The organism is Actinoplanes sp. 13, from assembly GCF_056134165.1.
In genome coordinates this window covers 341,318-362,929 of sequence record NZ_JBVYOQ010000007.1, presented here as the reverse complement: position 1 = coordinate 362,929, position 21,612 = coordinate 341,318, and the positions used below count along the sequence as shown (strand labels likewise).

Sequence of the window (21,612 nt, the reverse complement as noted above, 5' to 3'; positions counted from 1 at the left end):
GCTGGGGGTCGCGCTTCCTCATGTCATCGACAACGGCCCGACCAAAGATCAAGTCATGCCGATGCACCCGATTGAGTCAGGAGTTCTAAGCCGGCCCTGCCCGGCTCCGCGGCGCGTAAGGCCCACCGCTGCCTGCGCAGCCTGGGCTGCCGGATGCTCGCCGGCCCCGGGTCCTTCCACGTGACCGGCATGTCCGGCCCACTGGCCGGTGGGGAGCTCGACCGCGCCCGCCGCTGGGGTGCGGCGCTCGCCGCCGCTGACCGGCGAGCCGCTGACCCCCGCGCTCTCAACCCAGCGTGAGCCCCCTGATGCCGAGTCGTTCCACCCGGCGACATCCGCCGGGCCGAGCGGCTGCCATGTCGCGCATGTCCGGCAGCCAGGCGATCACCACGCGCACGTGCCCCAACAGCTCCCGGACCGTCCACGGCTCACACCTGGTCGGCAGGTCCCACTCCGCCTCGGACAGAGCCGCTACCGCCCGGGTGAGACTTTCCGCTTCGAGGCGGAACGCCTCCATCACCCGGCCCGAAGTCAGGTGAAGGCCGGGCCCGGTCAACGTGGGAACGAGCCCAGGGGTGACCTGTCACCCACCGACCACCGGTGACCGAACGGGTCCGTGAAGCCACCTTGACGGTGCGTCCCCCAGGGCATGCGGTGATCCTGGATCGCCGCTCCGGTCACGGCGCCGGCCGCGACAGCGCGCTCGATGAAGGTGTCGGGGTCGTCGACGAACACCTCGACGCGGGTGCTCGTGACCCCCGCCCGGCCGGGATCGGCCTCCGTCGGATTCTCCGGATCGGCCTCGTGGAGGAAGAAGGGGGCGCCACCGATCTCGAGGCCGGCCACGCCACCGAGGTTCCACAGCTCCGCCGCGCCCAGTGCGGACCTGTACCACGTGGCTGCGGCGTCCGCGTCGGCAACGATCAACATCAGTGAGATCACCGGCCCGGGCGGGGCGGCAGGCGCTTCCGGTTCCTCGGTCATGTCCACAGCATGCCGGACATCGCCGGCAGCGTCTGTCCCCGAACAACCGGCTCGCCGTCAGCCGCGCAGCGCCGCCGCGGAGAAGACGCCGGCGGCGCTCGCCGCCACCTCGGCGTCGCTGCCCGACCACAGCTCCTCCACCCACGGCCCGGCGAACAGTCCCACCAGCGTCGGCACCCCGTCGGCCGCCGAAGCGTCCAGCCACTCGCTCACGCAGCCCGGCTCCGGCCCGTGCACCCGGTAATACCCGGACCGCACCACCGGCCAGAAACGCTCCGCGAAGCGCAGCACCACCTTCTCCACCCGCCCGGCCCCGAGCCGGGACAGCGCCGTCAGGTGCGGCTCCGGCAGCGCCGGCACGAACTCGATCACCCCGGCTGCCAGCACCGGGACCGGGGCCGTGACGATCACCGCATCCACCGTCGCCGAGTCACCCAGCAGCACCCCGTCCGGGCGCACCTGCACCCGCCGGACCGGCTCGCCCAGCTTCACCGGCACCCCGGCTGCCAGATGCTCCACGAGTCGCTGATAGCTCCCGACGATCCAGCGGTCCCCCTCGCCCACCCCGGGTTCGAACCCGTGCCGGGCACTCAGCCACGACAGCGGCGCGCCGGAGTCCATCACGATCTCCGCGTCGACGAGCCGCCGGATCTCCGCCGCACCCCACGGCCCGGGTTCCGCCGCCCAGGCATCGATCACCGCGGCCATCGCCGCACCTTGCGGAGCTGCCGCGAGCCGCGCCCGCAACTCCTCTTCCAGACCTTCGAGCGGGGGTACGACCGGAGCACGCGCCCCGAGCACCAGCGGATCGTGGAAGTCCGTGGCGATCACCCGTAGCCCGAGTTCCTCCGCCGTCCGGGCCAGCACGTTCTGGTCGTACTGCTGCAGCCAGTTCGCGCCGAGGTCGAACGTGCAGCCGCCGACGTCCACGCCCGCCGTCCGGCCGCCCACCCGGTTCCGCGCCTCCCGGACCTCCACCGCCACACCGCGGCGCAGCAGCTCCCGCGCCGCGGCCAGTCCCGCGATCCCGGCGCCCACCACACCCACCCGCGCATGCCCGAGGTCAGCTGCCCAGCCGGCCGCGGCCACGCCCTGCTCGTACGCCCCGTGGGTCATCGCCGCCCGGGTGGGGTGGGTCGCTTCCCCGGCGATCCGCAGCCGGTCCCCGATCGGCGTGCCCAGCGCGACCCGGTCCGCCGGTGACCCGTCCCGCCCGATCAGGCTCCACGACCCCCGGGACCAGGGGTCCGCACTCCATCGCGACACCGCAAAGGCCAAGATCCGCACAGGCCGAACGCTACCGGCAGATTCGTGTGCGGTCCCTACAGGATGCCGCGCCGGTGGGCCGCCGACACCGCCGCCGCCCGGTCCGGCACCCCGAGCTTGGCGTAGATGTGCAGCAGGTGTGTCTTCACCGTCGCCTCGCTGATGTGCAGCGCCGCCGCCGTCTCCCGGTTCGTCCGCCCCTCGGCGACCAGCGCCAGGACCTCCCGTTCCCGGCTGCTCAGCCCGGCGCTGGGCGGCGGTTTCCGGGGCCGGACCCGGGACAGCAGCATCGTCGCCACCGACGGCGACAGCACGGTCTCGCCACGGGCCGCCGCCCGCACCGCCCGGAACAGCTCCTCGCGGGGAGCGTCCTTCAGCAGATAGCCGATCGCGCCCGCCTCCACCGCCGGCAGCACGTCCGAGTCGGTGTCGTGGGTGGTCAGCACCAGGACCCGGGTGGTCGGCACCCGCTCCAGCAGCAGCCGGATCAGCGTGCCCCCGCTCGGCTCGGGCATCCGCAGGTCGGTCAGCACCACGTCCGGGCGCTGCGCCGCCACCACCGTGAGCGCCTCGGCGCCGCCGCCCGCCTCCCCCACCACGGTGAGGTCCGGCTGGGTGCCCAGCATGCCGCGCAGCCCGTCCCGGACCACCGGGTGGTCGTCGACCACGACCAGCCGCAGCGGCGTCACGGCGCGGCCTCGATCGCCGGCACGGTCACGCTGACCGTGGTGCCCGCGCCCGGCGCCGACTCGACTTCCACCGACCCGGACAGCGCGGCCACCCGTTGCCGCAGCGCGGTCAGCCCGAAGCCGCCGGCCGCCGGCACGGCGAAGCCCACGCCGTCGTCGCGAACGTCCAGCACGATGACATCCTCCATGTACGACAGCGTGACGTGCACCCGCCCGGCCCGCGCGTGCCGGCCCACGTTCGCCAGCGCTTCCTGGGCCGCCCGCAGCACTGTCACCTCGACCTCCGAGTGCACCGGCACCGGCGTCCCGGTCGCGGTGAACTCGGCCGGCACCCCGTACTGCCGGGTCCACGCCACCGCGGTCTGGCGCACCGCCTCGCTCAGCCGGGCGTCCTGCAGCGGTCCGGGCCGCAACGCGTCGATCGACCGGCGCACCTCGTCCAGGCTGGTCCGCGCGAGTGCTCGCGCCGTCTCCAGCCGGCCGGCCGCCTCCGGTGACGGCAGCTCCCCCACCGCCTCCAGCTGTGTCACGATCCCGGTCAGCCCTTGCGCCACGGTGTCGTGGATCTCCCGGGCCAGCCGCGCCCGTTCCTGCGCGACGCCGGCCTCCCGGGCCAGCCGGGCGTTCTCCGCAGCCATGGCCTGGAGTTCGCTGTTCACCTCGCGGCGCCGGATCGCCTCCCGTTCCATGGTGCGGATCATCGCGCCGAACAGCGCGGCGAGCGGCGCCACCACCCCGAAGCTGATCAGCCCGGTGCCGAAGTCGCTGCCGTCGACGATCAGCGGCGGCAGGGTGGCCGCCACCACCCCGGCATACGCCGTCCAGCCCGGGAGCGCCACGAACGCCAGCACGTAACAGGCCGGGACGAACAGCTCGTACGCCTCGCTGCGGTACAGCAGGCCGGTGGTGAACGCGAGGACCCCGAGGTAGTAGCCGGCGTTCGCCCACGACCAGCGTTCCCACCACTGTGGATGCGCCAGGATGAACCACCAGTGCCAGGCCGCCAGACCGGCGGTGAGCGCCAGGGCGACCCGGTCGGCCCCGCCGGTCACCACGGCCACCACGGTGGCAGCCAGCAGCAGCCCGAGCGGCGCCAGCGCCCAGGCGAGGTTCCACCGGTGCTCGCGCCGTCGGCCCAGCTGTTCCTCCACCGACGTCACCCGGCCATCTTCCCGCCCGGCGCGTCGCCCGGCCGTCCCGCCCGATAGGTCAACCGACGCAACGCGACCTCGGCGGGCCCTCGCCGGCCGTGCCGCCGCATCAGGTCGGCGAGCAGCACCGACACCAGCCAGGTGCCGAGCGCCAGGACCGCCACCTGGGCCGTGCCGAGCGTCGCGCCCAGACCCAGCGTGAACGGCATCAGCAGCGCCACGAACACCACCGACTGCAAGAGGTAGCAACTCAGCGAGCGCTGACCGGTGGCGACCAGGGCACGGGTCACCGGGCCGTGGGGCCGCTGCCCGATCCGGATCGCCACGAGCCCGATCAGCGCCGCGTAGCCCAGCCCGCCGGCGATCCCGGTGACCGCGTGCAGCGCCGAGATCCCCCACATCGCCAGGGTGGACGCCGGCTCCCAGTAGTGACCGACCGCCAGGCCCACCGGCAGTCCACCGGCGACCGCCAGGCCCAGCCCGCCGACCGCCGTGCGGGTCAGCAGCTGCCGGTGCGCACCCGGGTCCGTCAGGACGCCCCGGCGGGCCGCCCACGTCCCGACCAGCACCGCGCTGCCCACGCCGAGGACGCCGAGCGGCGTCATCAGCCATTCGAACGGCCGCAGCGCCATCGCGGTGAGCAGGTCGGCGCTCTCGAACGACCAGAAGAACGACCGCGCGCCGGTCGACGGCGCCATGTAGGCGGCGCCCTGCAGCACCGCGACGGCCGGCAGCCACCACGCCGCGGCGGTCAGCAGGCGGCGGTCCGTGACCCGGGTCAGCGCGACCAGGACGAACCCGACCACCCCGTACAGGCCGAGGATGTCTCCGGGGAAGAGCAGGACGGCGTGCGCGAGACCGAAGAGGATCAGCCATCGGCTGCGCCGGCGGAGCAGCGACCTGGCTTGCGGTTCGGGCACGCCGGCGGCTCGCTGCCGGTTCAGGATCTGGACCACGCCGTACGCGTAGAGCGCCGCGAACATCGGGTACGCCCGTCCGTCGACGAGCGTCACGGTGACGACGCTGACGATCCGGTCCAGCAGCCCGTCCTCGACGATGTGGTTCCGGATCCCGTACGGCCGGGCGTAGAGATAGACGATCGAGTTGGCCAGCGCGATCAGGGCGAGCAGGAGACCGCGGGCGAGGTCGGGCGCAAGCGCGCGTTCGGTGAGGCTGAGGGGGCCGGCGGTCCGGCCGGCTGCGGTGATGGTCGTCATGCGTTCAGCGTGCGGGGGGCCCGGGGGCCGGCGAATCCATCGATACACCGGTCCCGGGCATCCACCGCCGCCGGCCGGGATCAACCGATCGACGTATGGCGCTGAGCGCCGCCGTGCAGGTTCAAACAGGTCAGGCGGGCTCGGGCACCGCGTCCGGCGGCGGCGTCGGCTGCGCCGGGATCGGCTCGGCCGGCACCGGCTCCACCGGGACGGGCTCGACCGGCGGCGGGGGCAGCGGGTCCGGGCTGTCCGGTGACAGCTCACCCGGGTCGTCCGGGATCGGCGCTCCCGGGTCCAGCGGTGGGTACTTGTCAGGGTCGGACGACAGGCGGTGCGCCGGCATCGGGTTCCCCTCGCAAGGATTCCGGCCTTTTGCCAGAATGCGCAGGATAAGCACCTACCCCTGGTATCAGCACGGCAAACAACGCCCGATCAGGATGGAGCCTCGTCCCGTCGCGCCGGGTGGGGACGGATGTGTGCCGCCGCGCGATCAGGACTGTGCGACCGGCGCCGGCAGGGCTCCGAGCAGGCGGTCGACCTGCCGCCGGATCTCCGGCACCGCGGTCGCCTCCCACACCCGTCCGCGGCGCAGCGGCCCGACCAGCCACAGTCCCGGCTGCACCCGCCCGTCGGCGCCGAGCACCCGGCCGTCGGCGTCGGCGTCGATGCCGAGCCCGTGCGGCCCCGCGCTCACCAGACCGTCGCGCAGCATCCCAGCCAGCAGGGGTCCGGCCGCCGCGGGCAGCGGACCGGGTCCGGTGCAGGTGACGACCGCCCCGAACCACCGCGGCTCCTCCCCCGCCACCGCGACGATCAGCCCGCCGCCCGGATGCGGCGTGATCGACTCGAGCCGGCCGGCGCGGACCCTGAGCAGCCCGTCCCGGCGCAGGCTCGCGACCCGCTCCGCGACCGGCGGCGCCATGCGGTGCCGGTGCACCTCCCAGAACCGCGCGCCGTGGCGCAGGAACCGCTGCTGGGCCGCCTCGTCCAGGCCCGACCACAGACGGTCCGCGTCCGTGCGTACGAAATCGATCACGGCGGTCCAGTCGAGGCCGGCGGCGACCGCCCGGCGCAACCGGCGCAGCAGCGGCGCGAGCTCCGGCCCGGCCGGCAGGTCGAGCCGGACCGGCGGCGCGGGCAGAGCCGGGTGGCCGAGCGGCAGCAGACCCCGGCGCGACAAGGCCTCCACCGCGGTCCGCCGGCCACCGGCAGTCGGCCTCGGCGCCGTGTCCGCCCCGGGCCGCCGCCCCGTGTCGCTCGGGCTCAGCGCCGCGCCCAGCCCGGTGCGCCGGCCGCCGGTGGTCAGGCTCAGCGCCACGTCCACCGCGGTCAGCCCGGTTCCGAGCAGGAGCACCGGCACCCCGGCCGGGATCGAGTCGAGGGCGCCCGGCGCCCACGGGTCCGCCACGAACGCGGGGTCGCGGTACGCCTCGTCGCTCACCCCGGCGGGCCGGCGCGGCGGCGGGTTGCCGACGGTGAGCACCACCTGGTCGGCGTGCACCGTCGCGCCACGCTCGTCGGTCACCGCGAAGCCCGCGCCCGCCCGGCGGATCGTCGCCGCGGTGGCGGCGTGCCGTGACGACCGCGCAGCGGCGGCCGCGGCGGTCTCGGCGAACTGGTCGGCGAGATAGTCGCCGTAGAGGCTGCGGGGCAGGAAGTCGGTCGGCTCGACGGGCAGCCCGCGCTCGCGACACCAGCGCACCAGGTGGTGCGGGTCGTCGCTGTCCACGCTCATCGCCGCGGCCCGCGAGTTGAGCACGTGCCACGGCTGCGCCGCGCCATAGGCCACCCCGCAGCCGGGCCGGTCGTCCGGAGAGATGAGAACCGTCCGCCATGTGGTATTTCGCAACAGGGCGCGAGCGGTCAACACGCCGCTGCAGCCGCCGCCGACGATTGCCACCGTCCCCGCATGCGTCACTTCGCGAACAACAGTGCTGGTCACCGCTCCACCTCCACGATCGGCAACCCGCTGGTACAGCAGCCCGGCATGACGTCCTCCCACGGTCGCGCCCTGGTCACAAGTAAACCAGATAACCCGTCGAGTAAGTAGGTAATTCCACGCCGGAATTCATTCATTGAACTTTGTTGACGATTAGTCATCGACGGTTAACAATTCCCCTTGAGAGCGCTCTCTGATCCATTCCCCCTCCAGAAGGGCGATTCGATGCCGCGTCCCCTCCTCAAGGCGTTCATCGCCGGCACGGCGGCCCTCACCGTCGTAGCCCTGACGCCTCAGGCCGGCCAGGCCGCCGAGACCCCCACCCCAGCCCCACCCGCGGCTCCACCGGCCGCCGCAGCTGCCGAGCTGGGACTCGCGCCCGGCATGCTCGACGCGATGCGCCGCGACCTCAAGCTCGACGACACCGAGATAGCCGAACGCCTCGCCACCGAAGCCGCCGCCCCGGTCGTCGAGAAGCGGCTCCGCCAGCAGCTCGGCAAGCGTTTCGGCGGCGCCTGGATCCCGGCCGGCGCCGGCCGGCTCACCGTCGCCGTCACCTCCACGGCCGACGCCGCGAAAGCCCGCGCCGAGGGCGCCGACGTCCGTGTCGTCCGGCGCAGCGAAGCCGACCTGGCAGCGGTCCGGGCGAAACTCGACCGCCGCAGCGCCAAGGCGCCGGCCGCGGTCCGGTCCTGGTACGTCGACCCGGCCGCCAACAGCGTCGTGGTCACCGTCCGGCCCGGCGCCGAGGCACAGGCCCGCGCCTTCGCCCGGGCGAGCGGGGCCGGCGCCGTCACGGTCCGGACCGCCGCCGAACAGCCCCGCACCATGTACGACATCCGCGGCGGCGACCAGTACGTCATCAACGGCAACACGCTGTGCTCGGTCGGCTTCTCGGTCGCCGGCGGCTTCGTCACGGCCGGCCACTGCGGCGGCGTCGGCAGCCCCACTCTCGGCCACAACAACGTCGCGCAGGGCACGTTCGCCGGCTCCTCGTTCCCGGGCAACGACTACGGGTGGGTCCGCACCAACGGCAACTGGGTCTCCCAGCCGTGGGTGAACAACTACTCCGGCGGCAACGTCACTGTCGCCGGTTCTCAGGAGGCCGCCATCGGCAGCTCGATCTGCCGTTCCGGCCGCACCACCGGCTGGCGCTGCGGCACGCTGCTCGGCAAGAACGAGACCATCAACTACGCCCAGGGCGCCGTCTCCGGCCTGAGCCGCAGCAACGCGTGCGCCCAGCCCGGCGACTCCGGCGGCTCCTGGATCTCCGGCAACCAGGCACAGGGCGTCACCTCCGGCGGCTCCGGCAACTGCACCACCGGCGGCACCATGTGGTTCCAGCCGGTCAACGAGATCCTCCAGGTTTACGGCCTCGCGCTGACCACCACCGGCGGCGGAGGCGGTGGCGGGGCACTGATCTCCAACTGGAACAACAAGTGCCTCGACGTCCCCAACGGCGACTTCTCCGACGGCGTGCTGGTGCAGATGTGGACCTGCAACAACACCGCCGCCCAGCGCTGGGAGGCCGTCGGCGGCGCGCTGCGCACCGGCAACAACAAGTGCCTGGACATCCCGTGGGGCTCCACCGCCAGCGGCGTGGTCCTGCAGATCGTCACCTGCAACGGCAACCCCGCCCAGCAGTGGGTCCTCAGCGCCGCCGGCGACCTGGTCAACCCGCAGGCCAACAAGTGCATCGACATCCAGGACTGGAACGGCAACGACGGCGCCCGGCTCCAGCTCTGGGACTGCGCCGGCACCCTCAACCAGAAGTGGCGCCGCGGCTGACCCTGCGCCGCGCCTTTCCTCGGGCTCCTGCCCGGTCACGCCGGTTCGCGGCGGTCGCGCAACCCGCGACCGCCGCACCCATGTCCGGCCGCCGCACCTTCCCACCCACCGCCACCAGCCCGCGGCCGCCGCAGCCGCTCGTCACGGCCACACCTCCTCACCCACCGCCACCACCCCGAGACCGCCGTACCCATGTGCGATCGCCGCGCCCGTGTGCGGCTACCGCCCGCTCCCAGCGGCCGCGCCCCTCGCGGCCAGGCGGGTCGCCCTCAGCTGGCGCCCATCCACGTGATCAAGCTGCGACGGGGTGGATGGGCGCCTGCCGGGACATGCCGGCCGGCGCCCATCCACGCGATCGTGGCGGCTTGGCGTGGATGGCCGCCGGCCGAACGCGGCCCGCGCCCGCCGGCGCCGCGAGCCGAGCACGCCCCGCACTCGCCGGCGCGCGATGACGGTGCGGGGGCGCGCTCGGCGCCTCAGGCCGGCTCGGGCAGTGCCGCACCGGTCTCCAGCAGCGTCTTCAGGCTGGAGAGCAACGCCGGCCAGCCCTGGCTGATCATCGTGCGCAGGGTGCTGCCGGGGTCGAAGCCGTCGTGCGTCACGGTGAGCTTGACCTGCTCGCCGAGCGGCTCGATCTCGAAGGTCACCCGGGACCGGCGCTCGTCGCGCAGTCTCGCGAGCACGTCGCCGGGCACCTCGAAGCCGGCCGCCCACTCCGGGGTGAAGGTGTGCCAGGTGTACGACAGGCGCCGCCCCGGCTCGGACTCCAGCACCACCTGTTCGACGTCGGCCGTGGTGCGGCCGCGCTCCGTCCACGTCATCGGCGAGCCCGGCTTCCAGTCGGCGTCGAAGGTGACACCCCAGTACTGACTCGTGAACGTGGGGTCGGTGAGCGCCTGCCACAGGTGCTCGGGGGTGGTCCTGATGTAGGTGGTGTAGACGAACGGCTCGTCTCCGGACATCGCGGTCTCCTCCAGGGCGGTCTTGAGGTCGGCGAGGGCGTGGACGCGCCCCCGGTCGTACCGATTGATCCACCGGTCGGCGATGGCGTTGACGGGTGCGGCGTTCAGGTGGTGCAGCTTCTCCCGCCCCCGCCACCTGGTCGTGATCAGGCCGGCCGTCTCGAGAACGGCGAGGTGTTTGCTCACCGACTGCCGGGCCATGTCGAGGCCCGCACACAGCTCACGCAGGGTCTGGCCGTCACGTTCGTTGAGGCTGTCGAGGAGCCGGCGACGGCTGGCATCGGCCAGCGCCTTGAACACGTCGTCCACCCCGACCTCCAACATGCAGCCTCCCAGGTGCCTAACTTATGCAGCCACTCAGCTGCATGTCAAGCGCGAACGGGGCAGCCCTCAGCGTGTGAACTTCGGCCCACATACCGACCCCCGACTTCACACGCCGAGACGCGAGCCAAGGCTGTCGGCCGGCCGCGGGACGGCAGCGGCCGCGTACAGGGCCAGGGCGATCGCCGCGCCCGGCGCCGCCTGGTCGGTCGTCGCCGCCATCACCGCGACATATCCGGCGACCACCACGAGCGCCTGCCGCCACCGGGGCAACCCGTCCGGCAGCAGCGCCACCAGCAGGACCGCACCCACCGACACCGGCAGCCAGTAGTAGTCGAACACCAGCGGATCGGTCACCACCCGCAGCAACGCGGCCACCACCGGAGCCGCCGCCACCGCGACCAGCCGACCGCGCAGCAGATGAGCCACCAGAGCGCAGCCGCCGGCGACCACCACCGCCTGCCCGAGCCGCGCCCACCACGTCACTTCGCGCAGGCCGAGCAGATGCGGCAGCGTCCCGGGCTCCACCGGCCACACGTGCCCGAACATCCCGAACTCACCGCTCAGCGCGAACGGCAGATAGCCGAGCACCGCCACCCCGGCCCCCACCAGCGCGGTCCGGGCCGCCCGCACCGGCCCGGAGGTCCCCAGCAGGCAGGCGAACCCCAGCACCGCGAGCGGTGCGATCAGGACGGAGACGCCGAGCGCGAGACTCGCGGCGAGCCATCGGTCACGGCCGTGCAGAATCATGGCGTACGACCAGAGCACCGGCACCGCCGCCTCGACCGGGTGCCCACTCCACGGCACCGGGCCGAGCAGCCACAACAGGGCCAGGACGGCGGCCACCGCCGAGCGCACCGGCCGGCCCCGGCAGGCGGCCATCGCGCCCAGCGTCAGCGCCACGTCCACGACGACGCGGGGCAGCGCCGGCGGCATCCCCTCGTGCCCGCCGATCAGCAGCACCCGGCTGAGGACCAGCTGCAGCGGCCCGGCCTGGGTGAACGTCCCGGCATAGGCCTCGTCGAAGCGGCCCGCGAGCACCCGCCCGCCCAGGTCGGAGAAGGCCTGCAGGTCCAGCGGCGTCTGCCGGTTGAGCAGCCCCACCAGCCCGGCGAGCACCCCGGCCACCCAGAACCGCCGGCGCAGCAGGAACGCCGCCACCGCGGTCACGGCATCACCGGCGGCCGGTGCGGACCTCTCACCCCCTTACGATCGGCGGCTCCGCCCGGCGCGCTGAGCGCGACCGGTCTTGCGGTGGCTCCGGCGGATGCGCGAGCGCGGAGCGGTCTTGCGGCGTGGCCGGCCGGCGTGCTGAGCGCGGAGCGGTCTTGCGGCGTGGCCGGCCGGCGTGCTGAGCGCGGAGGGTCTTGCGCGCAGGTCAGCCCGGGGGTCGCCGGACGGTCCGGACCGGCAGTCAGGTCGCGGGGTAGCCGACGGGACCGGGCTCGGATCGTACGAAACAAGAAGCGCATGGAAAGCAGTCGCAGCGGCCACCGCGTAGGGTGTGCGGTCGTGGCAAACGAGATCGTGAGCGAGCCGTGGGGCGCCGCGGCCAATGGTGACGTCGACCGATATACCCTGGTCAGCAGCAGTGGCATGGTGGTGCGGGTGCTCACCTACGGCGGGATCCTGCAGTCTGTCGAGGTGCCCGGGCGCGACGGCGGGAACGCCAATGTGGTCCTCGGATTCGGCACGCTGCAGGGTTATCTCGACAATCCCGGGCCCTATTTCGGTGCGCTCATCGGGCGGTACGGGAATCGCATCGCCAAGGGGCGGTTCACGCTGGACGGGCGCGATTTCCAGGTGCCGGTCAACGACGGGCCGAACAGCCTGCACGGTGGCGAGACGGGATTCGACAAACAGATCTGGAAGGCGACGGCGATCGCGGACGGCGTCCGGTTGTCGCTCGTCAGCCCCGACGGCGACCAGGGCTATCCGGGCGCGCTGACCGTGACCGTGGAATACACGCTCTCCGGCGACAACGCGCTCCGCATCGATTACACCGCGACCACCGACGCCCCGACCGTGGTCAACCTGACCAACCACAGCTATTTCAATCTGGCCGGCGAAGGTTCGGGCGACGTCTACGGGCATGTGCTGCGGCTCGACGCCGACGGTTTCACAGCGGTTGACGAGACCGCCATCCCGACCGGCGAGATCGCACCGGTCGAGGGCACCCCGCTGGACTTCCGGACCCCGACACCGATCGGCGCGCGGATCCGGGAGGGCGACGAGCAGGTGCTGCGCGGGCAGGGGTACGACCACAACTGGGTGCTCCGCGGCGACGGCCTCCGGGAGGCCGCCCACGTCGTGGAACCGGTGAGCGGCCGCACCTTGACGGTGCGGACCACCGAGCCTGGTGTGCAGTTCTATTCGGGGAACTTCCTGGACGCGAAGTTCGCGGGGACCGGGGGCCGGGTCTACCGGCAGGGTGACGGGTTCGCGCTGGAGACCCAGCACTTCCCGGACTCCCCCAACCACCCGTCGTTCCCGTCGACGGTGCTGCGTCCCGGCGAGACCTACCGGTCGACGACGGTCCTCGAGTTCGGCGTCAGCAGCTGACCTTGCCGGCCGGCCGGCGTTCGTCGTCGGCCGGCGTCGGGTGTCAGCGGGTGATCCGGTCGGCGATGTCGGTGACCACCCGGTCCAGTTCGGCGCGGCTGAGGACGGGCCGCGGCGCGCTGGCGGGCTCGCCATCGCCGCCGAAATAGTTGACCGCCAGCAGCCGGAGCGCGTGAATCCCGTCGGCGAGCCTGACGTCCACGCCGTAGAAGATCCAGCTCTTGCCCGGCCTCTCGACCCAGCGCACCAGCTCCAGACCGGACGCCGTGCGGGTGCTCGTGCAGTCCGGGCCGCTCTTCTCGCATTCGTGGAGCGGGGAGCAGCCGAAACCGTCCGAGCAGCCGGCGGGGCGCAGGGTGAGATAGAAGCCACCTCTCTCCCCGCCGGCGGTGACACCGGACCGGGCGTTGAAAGCCGTCGGTTCGGTGTCGACCCACATGGTGGGGTGACCGTCCGGCGTGCGCTTCTCCCCCGGCACGTCCGGCATGTAGATCCACCGGGTACCCGGCGCGTGCTTCTGGACGGCTTTCTCCAGCGCGCCCTGCAGCCAGGTCAGGGTGCGCCGGCGGCCGGCTTCGGTGCCGGTCTCCACGGTCACCTGTTTCACGGACCCGGCGCCTTCCTCTTCGGTCCCGCCCGCGCTGCTGGAGGCGGACGTCCCGGGCCCGGCGGAGGCCGGGCTCAACGGTGTGGTCGCCACGGGCACGTCCCGCGGCAGCCGGCCACCGGCCAGACTCATCCCGAGCATGACGGCCAGAACCACCGCCGTAGCGGTCCCACCACCCGCCGCCACGTGCCGAAACCGCCGGCGGCGCCGCTGCCGAACGATGATGCGATCGACGTCGACCGTGGACGGTGGCGTGGCCCCGATGAGCTGGTCGAGCACTTCCTGGTTCATTCCGGGCTCCCCGCGGCGCAGGTGAGGGCACGCAGCGACTCCAGCGCCCGCGCCGACTGACTCTTGACGGTCCCCTCGGAGATGCCCAGCAGCTCCGCGGTCTCCTCGACCGACCGGTCGAAGTAGAAGCGCAACACGACCACGGCCCGCTGCCGCGGCCCCAGGTGAGCAAGCATCCGGCTCAGCTGATCCCGGTCCCCGGACCGGTCCGGCTCCATCTGCCCCGGATCCGGCAACACCTCAGCCGGATGCTCCCGCCGCCACGGCCGCCGGCGTTCGTCCAGCCACGCCGTGGTCAGCACCCGCTGCGCATAGGCTTCCGGATTCTCCGCCGCGCTCACCATCGCCCAGCGCCGGTAAAGCTTGCCGACGGCCGTGCCCACCAGATCGTCGGCCGTGTGCCAGTCCCGGCACAGCAGGTACGCCGCACGCCGCCACCGCTCCATACGAACGGTGACGAACGCCCGGAACTCGTCCTCGTCGGACTGCTTCACCGTGCCTCCTCAGGCTCCCCCTGACACGACGAAGCAGGTGAGCGAGGAGGTTGCATGCCCCGATCGGTTCAGGCCGAGAACTATGGCGTCGCCCTCAAGGGCCAGCAGCGAGGACCGCCTATGAGCACTCGACCGGGAAGACATGATGCTCGCCGCCTCTGACCAGGACACGCCATGACTCGAGCCTCCCGGAGGTGTCGACGAAGGTTCTGAGCGAGTAATCGGGGAGCCAAGCGATCACGAGGTCACCCAGGTCACCCACCGTCACGTCTTCCACTTCCGGCCGACGGTGGCCCAGGATTGCCGTCAAGCGCCCGGCCCGGTCATCGAAGACCGTCGAAAAATTTTCGAAGGCCTCCGACTGACGCCCCTTGAGCGCGAAGTTCATGTCCCTGGAACCGACGATCACGGCATCGCTCCGCTGTACTCGGAAGGGACATTGGAGGTGGACACCGACGGCCTCGCCTCCTTTTCCGACGAGTTCCAGAACGCCCATGCCAGTAGCACGGCCCAAGCTTCGGACAGTCGCGCCGATCAACAGCGCACGGATCGACTCCGCATCAATCACAGGACCCGAACAACCCTTCGCCTTCGCTAACGATTCGGTGGTAGTCATATCCCTGTCCCGTGATTCTATCGTGCAACGCGCGACGTTCCGCCGGCGTGATATCCCGACCGGTGCGGCGCTTGATCTCCTGCAGCGCGTCTTCGAATTGCTTGTTCTCGGCCTGATTTCCCCGAGGCGCGTTGTATCCGTCGTCGTCAGCTGATCCGGGATCCCATGACTCTACGAGTTTCTTTTCCTCGGCATCCCAGTCGAAGCCATCGTCGTTGTGGACCAGGACCGGGGTGTTACCGGCAAGCACGTAGTACGTGTGGAAGTCGGCGACCGTGAGGTTGTGAACCGTCTGGGGCCGGGTGAAGGTCCGGACGCCGGTGACCCGTGCGGTGGTGCGATCGGCCAGGTAGAGAGTGTCGCCGCGCCGCAGGTCCTCGGCCTCGGTCCAGCGGCGGTCGTTCTCCTGCCAGAACGGGTGGTTGGCGGTCCCGACGAGAGATTTCGCCCCGGCCGCGGTAGCGACTGTGACAGTGGCGAGCTCCTTCTTGCCGGAACTCCGGCGCAGGGCGAGCACGGCCTTGGCGGCGGTCTCCCCAGTGACCGGGTTCGTGGCCAGGACCTTGTCGCCGACCTTCAACCTGCTGATCGGTTTCGAGGTGCCGTCGGCGAGGCGTACTCGGGTGTGAGGGGTGAAGCTGCTCTTTCTGCGGCAACTCGCGCCGGCTTCAGCCAGTTCCCGCTTGGCCTTCTTGGCCTTACCGCCCCATTCGAGGAACCCGCCGATGCCGTCCCAGGCCTCACTGCCCAGCCGTTTCAGGGTCTTTATCAGACGGGCGCCGTCTTTCCAACGGAAACCGTACTTCGCGATGATTTTGGCGCCTGCACCGGCGACGACCGAGAGCAACACGTTCAGGGCAGTTTCCGCGCAAGCCCCGATGTCTGCTCTGGTGAAGCAGTCGAAGGCGGCGGTGATCCCCAGTTCGTCCATGAGGATCTTGCCGATCTGCTTCGCCGCCTTGATCAGCTTCTGCTTGTACTCGGCCTGCTTCTGCTCGGCCTGCTGCACCTGGCGCCGGGCCTGCTGCTCCTTCGCGTTGCCGCCGCTACGGACGTCGCGGCCGGCGTTCTGCTTGCTGTACTCGGAGCCGCCGTACCGGACCTTGTGGTCCTGCTTGGGGCTGTAGCTGTCCTCCCACGGCGCGGGCGAGCCGCACGGTCCGTAGCAGGTGTAGCCGCCCTTCGAGTCCCACACCGCGTACAGGCCGGTCGGGTCGCTCAGCGTCGACGGGTTGTTGCGGGCATACGCGTACCCGTTCATCGTCTGTGGTTCGGCGGCGTTCATCACCGGGTCGACGGAGATGAAGCGGCCGATCGCCGGGTCGTATTCGCGGGCGCCCAGGTGGGTGAGGCCGGTGGCCGCGTCCCGGTCGCCGTTGACGAAGCCCTTCGTGCTGGTGAACGGCTGCGGGGTGAAGCCGTGCCGGTCGGCGCCGAACGGGGTGAAGCGGCGGCGCTGGACGTTGCCGGTGGTGTCGCGGTCCACCGACCAGATGGCGGTGCCCTGGTGGTCGCCGAACTGGAGGCGCACTCCCCCGCCGTTGCTCTGCCGGGTGGCGACCGTCCGGCCGTCGAACTGGTAGTAGCGGGTGGAGGTCAGCGCGCCGGTGGCGGTGGTGAGTTCCACCTCGGTGCCGTCGACGTAGAGGACCGCCTTGCCGTTCTCCTTCTTGATCAGGCGGTTGCCGTCGGCGTCGTAGACGTACGCGCTGTTCTGCACGCTGTCCTTGGTGGTCGACTCCAGCCGGCCCTCGGCGTTGAAGTTGAAGGCCTCCGACGAGGTGGCCGGGCCGCTGGTGTTGCGGGACGTCAGGTTGCCGGCGTTGTCGTACCCGTAGGCGACGGTCGTGGCGGCCCCGGCCGGCGGTGTCGTGACGACCTGGGTCAGCGCGTGCGGGCGGCCCTTGCCGGTCGCGGTGAGCGCCGGTGTGGTGTACGCCCGCTGGATGTCGCCGTAGATGGTGTGCTGGGTCTCGGTCTTCCGGTTGCCGAGGGCGTCGTACGTGTACGAATGCCAGTATCCGGCCGGTCCGCCCACGTTGCCGATCGCCGGTGTCGCGGCGCACCCGGTGGGCTGGGTCCACGCCTCGGTCAGCCGGGCCTGGCCGTCGTGCCGGAAGCACTGGGTCTCGGTGGCCGAGCCGGCGGCGGTCGGGGTGTCCGCGATCGACTTGACGTTGCCGCCCTTGTCGTAGTCGTAGCGCAGCGACACGTCGGTGGGCCCGCCCTGTGTCTCGCGCTGCACCGTGGTGCCGATCAGGCGGCGGGTGCCCTCCTCGTAGGAGTACCCGAACCACACCGCCTTGTCCGGGATGCCGAGCCCGACGATCAGGCCTTCACCGAACGGTGAGCGGATGACGCCGTTGACGACCGAGCCGACCCCGGCGTTGTTGCTGGACAGGTTCGCCGGCAGGGCGAGCCGGTCGTCGTAGATGGTCTCCAGGGTCTCGGCGGCCATGCCGGGCACCGCCGGCAGTTTCATCTGGGTGACGTTGCCGGCGTCGTTGTAGGTCAGCTCGGAGGCGTACGTCCCGGCCAGCGCGCCTTCCACGGTGGGGATCACGGTCTTGGCGCCGGTCGGCCGGTACGCGTTGTCGTAGCCGGTGATCTCGGAGACGTACGCGTTCGTGCCGACGTACCGGGTCGACGAGGTGGGTTTGCCCTTGGCCAGGGTGTCGTAGACGCGTTTGGTGAGCAGCGCGCCGGAGGCGCTGTCCTTGCGGGTCTCGGTCACCCGGCCCAGGTCGTCGTACCCGGTCCAGAGCGTCTGGTTGCGCGCGTCCCGGGTGGTGACGACCCGGTCGTTGGCGTCGTAGGTGTTGACCGTGACGCCCTTGTCCGGGTCGTCGGACTCGATCAGGCGGCCACGGAAGTCGTACCGGTAGTCCCACTTCGCGCCGCCGGCGGTGCGGATCTGCTGGATCTGGTCGTTCGGGTAGTACGAGTAGGTGGTCTCCTCGTAGCTTCCGGCCGGGCTGTCGCCGTTGTACTTCCAGATCTTGGTGGTCTTGCCGCGGGCGTCGCTGTACGCGGTCGTCGGCGTCTGGCCGTCCGGCGGGTCCACGGTGACGAAGTCGCCGCCGTACGACGTGGTGGTGACGTACCGTTCGACGCCCGCGGAGACGAACCGCTCCCTGGTCGGGCGCGCGGCCCGGTCGTACGTGATCTCGTTGGAGACCTGCTTCTGCACGTCGGTGATGCGCACCAGCGAGCCGGCCGGCGCACCGTCGGCGTAGTACGGCCCGTTGCGTCTGATGGTCAGGCCACGGGAGTCGTACTCGACGTCGCTGACGATCCGGCCGCCGTCCGGGCCGGCCTCCGGCGCCTGGGTCTGTTTCGGGCGCAGCAGGCCGTCGAACAGCTCGTAACTGGTGATGTACGACGGGGTGCCGGTGGCGATGCTGCGCAGTTCCTCGGTCTTGACCACGGCCGGCGCCGTGTTGCTGAGGGTGTAGCTGAACCGCATGCTCGGCGGGTTCGGGTTCGACGCGGTGCCCTTGGGCTGGGTGGGCAGCCAGACCGCGGTGAGCCGGCCGAGCCCGTCGTACGCCAGCGACGTCACCTTGTTGTTGATGTCCGTCTCGGTCTCCGGCATGCCCCAGGCCGGGTTGACCGCTGTGGTGGCCTTGAAGCCGAGCGGGTCGGTGGTGGTCACCGAGACCAGGCCGCCGGTGTAGGTCTGGCCGGTGACGGCGCGCTGCTGATAACTGGTCTGGGTGGTCTTGCCGAGGGCGTCGCTGGAGGTGGCCACCCGGCCCCGGTTGTCGTAGGTCGCCTTGGCCCGGGTGACGAAGGTGCCGGCTGTGTCCGAGCGCGCCTGCGTCTCGGTGATCATGCCGCGGGTCGGCGCCGCCCCGAACGCCCCGCCGTCGTAGAGGCTGCGGGTCTCGGTGAGGATCTGCGCCCCGGTGGGCGTCTGCGAGCATTTCACCGAGGCGGTCTGCTGGGAGCTCACCGTTCCGGTCAGCCAGGCGGTGGTGTTGCGGGCGTACGACGTACGCGTGCACCGGTCGTCCGCGGTCGTGCTCAGATCGCCCTCGTCGTCGACCTGCGTGGTCATGCCGTACGTGCCGTCGTTGGTGACCGTCACCCGGGTGGTCCGCTCGCCGGTGCCGGGCAGCAGGCGGGTGTACGTGGTGGCCACTCCCGGCCCGGTGAACGTCGACGTCTCGCCGTTCGCGGCGGTGCCGGTGGCCGCGCTGATCCACGGTTTGTTGATGGTGATGGCGAGCACCGTGGCGCCGTTGAAGCTGGTCTCCTCGAGCACGGTGCCGTTGGTCCGGTCGTGGTCGACCGTCGTGCCGCCCTTGCTGTCGGCCACTGACACCGAGTCAGCCGTGCCGTCCGCCTTGCGGTTGCCGTGCATGCCGCGCAGGTATTTGCGGCGTTCGAGGATGGTGGTGCCGGCGTCCGAGCCGCGGGCCGTGTCGACAGTCTCGAACCCGCGCCAGTCGCTCCAGGTCCGGTACTTGGCCCGGGTCAGCTCGTTGGAGTCGTACTTCCAGGCGGCGCCGCCGCTGTAGGTGTAGGTGGTGACGGTGTCGACCGCGTCACCGACCAGGTCCTTCTCGTTGACCTGGCGGACCACGTGCTTGTGGAACCAGGTCAGCGTCGGTTCGAAGGCGCCCTCCGGCGTCCAGTACGACGGGAAGCACTTCTTCGTGTTGGTGGCCGGCGCCCCGGGCGGGTTGCTCGACGCGTGACACACGCCGGACGTCTCGTAGACCACCGAGGTCTGGCCGCCGGTCTCGTTGCGGACCAGGTTGAGCCGGGGCTTCCACATCACCGGGCCGTCGATGAAGCCTTCGACGCGGTTGCGCAGCATCTCGTAGCCGAAGGTGACCGGCGGCATGGTGACAGCGGTGCCGACGTGCCCGCTGTGGGTGATGCCGTTGAGCGACAGGCCCTTCGGCGACGAGTCCGGGGTGGCCGGGAAGCCCTGTGCGAAGCTCCACGAGTCGACCGGGACCGGCGCGTTCGACGCGGACAGGACACTGGTGGTGACCTTGACCAGCCGCTTGCGGGTGAAGAACGACGGCGAGCCGCGGTCCGGGCAGGACGCCGCCGTGGCGGCGCAGATCTGGTCGAACGGCACGTCCGGCCAGTGCGCGGCGTTGGCGCTGGTCAGCTGGCTCTCGGCGCAGGTGATGGCGCCGCTGGGCACACAGCGCTCGGCGACCTCGAACTCCACCTTGGCCGGCGGCACGGTGCCCTCGGAACCGCTGCGCTGCCCGTAGTGGATCTCCTTGAGGTAGGCGCCGCGGTCGTAGTCGGCGACCTTGGTGGCCGCCTCCTTGCCGTACCGGTTGGTCTCCTTGGTGTAGAAGTAGCTCATCGAGTTGCCGTGCACGTCGACGACGTGGTCGAGGTTCCACCGCCAGGCCTGCTGGCAGAACGACGCGGTGAAGGTGCCGGCGTTGCAGTCCTCACCGCTGTGGTTGCCGGCGACCGGCGCGGTCAGCGTGGCGTTCGAGCTGAGCGGGTCGGACGCGTACCGCTTGTTCTTGCCGAAGAAGTACTGCGTGCCGTCGGCGGTGGTCAGCTTCCAGTACTCGCCGTTGTTGTCCGGGCTGCCGGTGGCGTTGAACAGCCGCTCGATCCGGGCGCCGTTCTCGTTCTTCAGCTTCCACGAGTTCGTGGTGTTGCGCAGCAGCAGCAGCTCGCTGCCCATGCCGGCCATCGACAGCGTCGCGTTGTCGGTCTTCCAGCACAGGTCGCCGGTCTTGGTGCTGTTGTTGCCTCCGGACATGTCCTCCTGGCAGGACACGTAGCGGCGCTCGATGAACCCGCCGGCGCCCAGCTCGAAACCCTCACCGAGCCAGCTCGGCTGGTTGTTGGTGGCGGCCGACTTGCCGTCCACCGAGCCGGAGTCGTAGCTGATCCCCAGCTGCGGGCTGGGACCGCCCACCGCGGGCGGCACACGCAGCGGGTACGACCAGGTGAAGCTGCCGCTCTGGGTGCCGGCGCTCCAGGTCGCCGACTGGGCCAGCGACGAGGCGGAGTAGTCGCCGGAGGAGCCGGACACGCCGGCGGCGAGCACCACGACCGAGGACGCCGCGACGGTGCCCGCGGCGATGCCCTTGCTGTCGACCTGGGAACCGGCGACCGGGGTGGCGCGGCGGCACTGCGCCAGCTGCGGGGTGCTCAGCGCGCACTCCGGCACGGTCACCAGCCGCAACCGGTCGGCCCAGCCACCGCCGAACGCCCCGGCGAACTCCGTGCTGTCGACGGCGACCCCCACCTGGCCGGTCCTGGTCGCCCCGGTTCTGGTCGCATCGGTTCGGGACAGCTGCACGACCAGGCCGTCGAGACCCATCCGCTGCGCGGCATCACGACCATGCAGGCGTACGCGCACAGTGCGCGCCGGGTCCACGGCGGCCTGCTTCACGCGTACCGGAAGATCCTCGGCCTGGACCCACGAAGCGGCCGGAGCCGGCCCCGTGGATCTCGCGGCAGCGGCCGGCAGGGTGACCTCCGCCTCGCCGCCCGCCGGCCAGCGCACCGCCGGCAGGTCCGGCGGCGTGGACCGCGCCTCGGCGGGTTTCGCCTCGGACGCGACCGGCGCCACCGGGACCTTGGTGGTGCGCTGCGCCTTCGGGCCGTCGTAGTCCGGCGGCGCCGCCTGCACCGGGCTGAGCAGCCCGGCGGTCACCGCGAGCGCCAGGCCTCCGGCGAGAACCGCTGACCCTCTGCGCAGCCGAAAGAGTTGCTTCCGCATGCCGTCC

At 71.7% G+C, this 21,612-nt stretch carries 16 protein-coding genes; 2 read left to right on the top strand and 14 right to left on the bottom strand.

Going from position 1 to position 21,612, the window contains the following annotated elements; translation table 11 throughout:
- Positions 1-286 precede the first annotated feature (286 nt).
- The 8 genes from AC0NH5_RS18195 to AC0NH5_RS18160 form a co-directional block, all read right to left on the bottom strand.
- Complete coding sequence (locus tag AC0NH5_RS18195) at positions 287-517, bottom strand: maleylpyruvate isomerase N-terminal domain-containing protein (RefSeq protein WP_474405171.1); 231 nt, start codon at positions 515-517, stop codon at positions 287-289.
- A gap of 35 nt (positions 518-552) precedes the next feature.
- Positions 553-984 carry a VOC family protein gene (locus AC0NH5_RS18190; RefSeq protein WP_474405170.1) on the bottom strand — a complete coding sequence of 144 codons (432 nt, stop codon included), beginning with the start codon at positions 982-984 and terminating at the stop codon, positions 553-555.
- A 57-nt stretch (positions 985-1,041) separates the two neighbouring features.
- Positions 1,042-2,271 carry a flavin monoamine oxidase family protein gene (locus AC0NH5_RS18185; protein WP_474405168.1) on the bottom strand — a complete coding sequence of 410 codons (1,230 nt, stop codon included), beginning with the start codon at positions 2,269-2,271 and terminating at the stop codon, positions 1,042-1,044.
- A gap of 35 nt (positions 2,272-2,306) precedes the next feature.
- Entirely contained in the window at positions 2,307-2,939 is a 633-nt protein-coding gene (locus AC0NH5_RS18180; RefSeq protein WP_474405166.1) for a response regulator, read from the bottom strand.
- Positions 2,936-4,099 carry a sensor histidine kinase gene (locus tag AC0NH5_RS18175; protein ID WP_474405165.1) on the bottom strand — a complete coding sequence of 388 codons (1,164 nt, stop codon included), beginning with the start codon at positions 4,097-4,099 and terminating at the stop codon, positions 2,936-2,938. The genes AC0NH5_RS18180 and AC0NH5_RS18175 overlap by 4 nt, the downstream gene beginning before the upstream one ends.
- Entirely contained in the window at positions 4,096-5,307 is a 1,212-nt protein-coding gene (locus tag AC0NH5_RS18170; protein WP_474405163.1) for a DUF418 domain-containing protein, read from the bottom strand. Before AC0NH5_RS18170 ends, AC0NH5_RS18175 begins: the two co-directional genes overlap by 4 nt.
- 130 nt (positions 5,308-5,437) lie before the next feature.
- Positions 5,438-5,650, bottom strand: a complete 213-nt coding sequence (locus AC0NH5_RS18165; RefSeq protein ID WP_474405161.1) for a hypothetical protein — start codon at positions 5,648-5,650, stop codon at positions 5,438-5,440.
- Between the two features lie 147 nt (positions 5,651-5,797).
- Positions 5,798-7,249 (bottom strand): FAD/NAD(P)-binding protein, encoded by a 1,452-nt coding sequence (locus AC0NH5_RS18160; RefSeq protein WP_474405160.1) that lies wholly within the window; start codon positions 7,247-7,249, stop codon positions 5,798-5,800.
- 222 nt (positions 7,250-7,471) lie between these two features.
- Between AC0NH5_RS18160 and AC0NH5_RS18155 the strand changes: the two genes are divergently transcribed.
- Positions 7,472-9,034, top strand: coding sequence for a ricin-type beta-trefoil lectin domain protein (locus tag AC0NH5_RS18155; protein ID WP_474405158.1), 1,563 nt, complete (start codon positions 7,472-7,474; stop codon positions 9,032-9,034).
- Positions 9,035-9,510: 476 nt separating this feature from the next.
- Here AC0NH5_RS18155 and AC0NH5_RS18150 read toward each other — a convergent pair whose 3' ends face one another.
- Together AC0NH5_RS18150 and AC0NH5_RS18145 are read right to left on the bottom strand one after the other, a co-directional pair.
- Positions 9,511-10,320: an ArsR/SmtB family transcription factor gene (locus AC0NH5_RS18150; RefSeq protein WP_474405156.1), complete on the bottom strand. Its 810-nt coding sequence runs from the start codon at positions 10,318-10,320 to the stop codon at positions 9,511-9,513.
- A 105-nt stretch (positions 10,321-10,425) separates the two neighbouring features.
- Complete coding sequence (locus AC0NH5_RS18145; protein WP_474405154.1) at positions 10,426-11,487, bottom strand: hypothetical protein; 1,062 nt, start codon at positions 11,485-11,487, stop codon at positions 10,426-10,428.
- Positions 11,488-11,829: 342 nt separating this feature from the next.
- On the opposite strand from AC0NH5_RS18145, the gene AC0NH5_RS18140 reads away from it, so the two are divergent.
- Positions 11,830-12,879, top strand: coding sequence for an aldose epimerase family protein (locus AC0NH5_RS18140; RefSeq protein WP_474405152.1), 1,050 nt, complete (start codon positions 11,830-11,832; stop codon positions 12,877-12,879).
- A 43-nt stretch (positions 12,880-12,922) separates the two neighbouring features.
- Here AC0NH5_RS18140 and AC0NH5_RS18135 read toward each other — a convergent pair whose 3' ends face one another.
- From AC0NH5_RS18135 to AC0NH5_RS18120, 4 genes are all read right to left on the bottom strand, one after another.
- A complete protein-coding gene (locus tag AC0NH5_RS18135) occupies positions 12,923-13,777 on the bottom strand; it encodes a hypothetical protein (protein WP_474405150.1) in 855 nt (284 codons plus the stop codon).
- A complete protein-coding gene (locus AC0NH5_RS18130; RefSeq protein WP_474405148.1) occupies positions 13,774-14,271 on the bottom strand; it encodes a SigE family RNA polymerase sigma factor in 498 nt (165 codons plus the stop codon). The genes AC0NH5_RS18135 and AC0NH5_RS18130 overlap by 4 nt, the downstream gene beginning before the upstream one ends.
- Before the next feature lie 118 nt (positions 14,272-14,389).
- Positions 14,390-14,767: a hypothetical protein gene (locus AC0NH5_RS18125; RefSeq protein WP_474405146.1), complete on the bottom strand. Its 378-nt coding sequence runs from the start codon at positions 14,765-14,767 to the stop codon at positions 14,390-14,392.
- 64 nt (positions 14,768-14,831) lie between these two features.
- Positions 14,832-21,605: a polymorphic toxin-type HINT domain-containing protein gene (locus tag AC0NH5_RS18120; protein ID WP_474405143.1), complete on the bottom strand. Its 6,774-nt coding sequence runs from the start codon at positions 21,603-21,605 to the stop codon at positions 14,832-14,834.
- Positions 21,606-21,612: the final 7 nt, after the last annotated feature.

Bases quoted from the DNA above. Each gene is read 5' to 3' on its own strand.
- AC0NH5_RS18135 (WP_474405150.1), bottom strand. From the start codon at position 13,777: ATGAACCAGGAAGTGCTCGACCAGCTCATCGGGGCCACGCCACCGTCC.
- AC0NH5_RS18125 (WP_474405146.1), bottom strand. From the start codon at position 14,767: ATGGGCGTTCTGGAACTCGTCGGAAAAGGAGGCGAGGCCGTCGGTGTC.
- AC0NH5_RS18190 (WP_474405170.1), bottom strand. From the start codon at position 984: ATGACCGAGGAACCGGAAGCGCCTGCCGCCCCGCCCGGGCCGGTGATC.
- AC0NH5_RS18150 (WP_474405156.1), bottom strand. From the start codon at position 10,320: ATGTTGGAGGTCGGGGTGGACGACGTGTTCAAGGCGCTGGCCGATGCC.
- AC0NH5_RS18165 (WP_474405161.1), bottom strand. From the start codon at position 5,650: ATGCCGGCGCACCGCCTGTCGTCCGACCCTGACAAGTACCCACCGCTG.
- AC0NH5_RS18155 (WP_474405158.1), top strand. From the start codon at position 7,472: ATGCCGCGTCCCCTCCTCAAGGCGTTCATCGCCGGCACGGCGGCCCTC.
- AC0NH5_RS18120 (WP_474405143.1), bottom strand. From the start codon at position 21,605: ATGCGGAAGCAACTCTTTCGGCTGCGCAGAGGGTCAGCGGTTCTCGCC.
- AC0NH5_RS18170 (WP_474405163.1), bottom strand. From the start codon at position 5,307: ATGACGACCATCACCGCAGCCGGCCGGACCGCCGGCCCCCTCAGCCTC.
- AC0NH5_RS18195 (WP_474405171.1), bottom strand. From the start codon at position 517: ATGGAGGCGTTCCGCCTCGAAGCGGAAAGTCTCACCCGGGCGGTAGCG.